A 1,446-nucleotide genomic window follows, 5' to 3' on the forward strand; every position below is an offset into this window, starting at 1 on the left:
CCGTGACGGCGACGGGTGAGCCGATCATTGCGGCTCACCCTGGGCCCGCCCGGAGCCTGGGCGATGTGTTCGTCCAGGACGGCAAGCGCCACGTTGCTGAGCAACGGGGAGAGGATCGACCCTTGCGCGGTTCCGGCGTTGGTATCTCGCAGCACTCGGTCCTCGCCGAGGACCCCGGCTTTGAGAAACGCCTTCACCAGGCTCAGTACCCGTTTGTCTCCGACTCGTATCCGCACCCGATCAAGCAAGGCTGGATGCGAGATCTCGTCAAAGCATGCCTTGATGTCGCCTTCCACGACCCATTCGTAGGAGCGGGCCGTGAGGTAGCGCACCTCGGCCACGGCGTCGTGAGTCCGGCGGTTCGGGCGGAACCCGTAGCTGCACGGGAGGAAATCCGCCTCGAAGATCGGCTCCAACACCAGTTTCAGGGACGCCTGGACCACCCGGTCCCGCACGGCGGCGATCCCCAGGCGGCGACGTCTCGTCGTGCCCGGTTTCGGGATCCACCGTTCCCGTGACGGCAACGGACGGAAACCACGGTCCTTTATTTCGGTCCGCAGCCGGTCGAGGAATACCTCGACCCCCACCTCGGCCTCCACGTAGTAGACGGTCTGCCCGTCCACCCCGGCCGTTCGCGCGCCCCTGTTGCCCCGCACCCGATCCCACGCCACCAACAGAAACGCAGGATCCGCGACGAGGTTAAACAGATCATCAAACCGGCGATGAGGGTCATCCCCGGCCCATCGGTGCAGCTTGGTCTGGATCTCCAGTACCCGACGCGCGGCCACGACCAGGGCGTGTTCATGTTCCTCCCTGACCACAGCCTGCTCCAGTTCGCCGATGTTCACCGGCGTACTCCTGGCCTTCCAGCCCTTCGGCTGCCGGCTTGCTGGTCTCCTTCGCCCTGTAGCCGGCTTTCCCGGCCTCCGTGACGGGTCGTCACGCCCGCGACTACTACGAGACCTCCGCCCCACCCGACGCCCACAGCGGACGACGCACCTGCCCGTTCCCGTACTCGACGCACGGAGTCTGGGCGACGCCGGATGGTTCCCACGTTCACCGCATCACCGATCGACGGACCTGGGCGTCCAGCTCTGCCCCAGCGGCATCGCCACGACTACGCCGTGGACCTTCACCGTGGCCTCCGACCGGGCGGAATCATCCCGGTGCGGAGTTCCCGCCTCGAAACCAGGTCCCGAGGCGGTGCGCGCCGCAACCCAGCCCACATCCGCCAGGTTCGAGCTGGAGGGCCGATTGAGGGGCTTTACACGCTGGTTTCTCACGTACGCCTTTCCGTCTCGCTTGCCGAACCCGCCCCGTCTGGCAGTGCCGACGCGTCCCGGCGTTGTCAGGGCTGCTTCCCGCCCTCCCCGGCGTCTCCCGGATCAGGCTGCCCTCAGCTTCTGCCCGGCTGCCACGACAACCCGGCGGTGAAGGTCTCCCACC

General features: G+C 67.1%; 1 protein-coding gene. It reads right to left on the reverse strand.

Translation table 11 applies throughout. The features are described from left to right. Positions 1-821: reverse transcriptase domain-containing protein (locus AB1460_RS37475; protein WP_368967305.1), on the reverse strand; the 821-nt coding region annotated here is incomplete at its 3' end. Positions 822-1,446: the final 625 nt, after the last annotated feature.

Origin of the sequence: Parafrankia sp. FMc2, assembly GCF_041008525.1 — a bacterium.
Classification (GTDB): Bacteria; Actinomycetota; Actinomycetes; order Frankiales; family Frankiaceae; genus Parafrankia.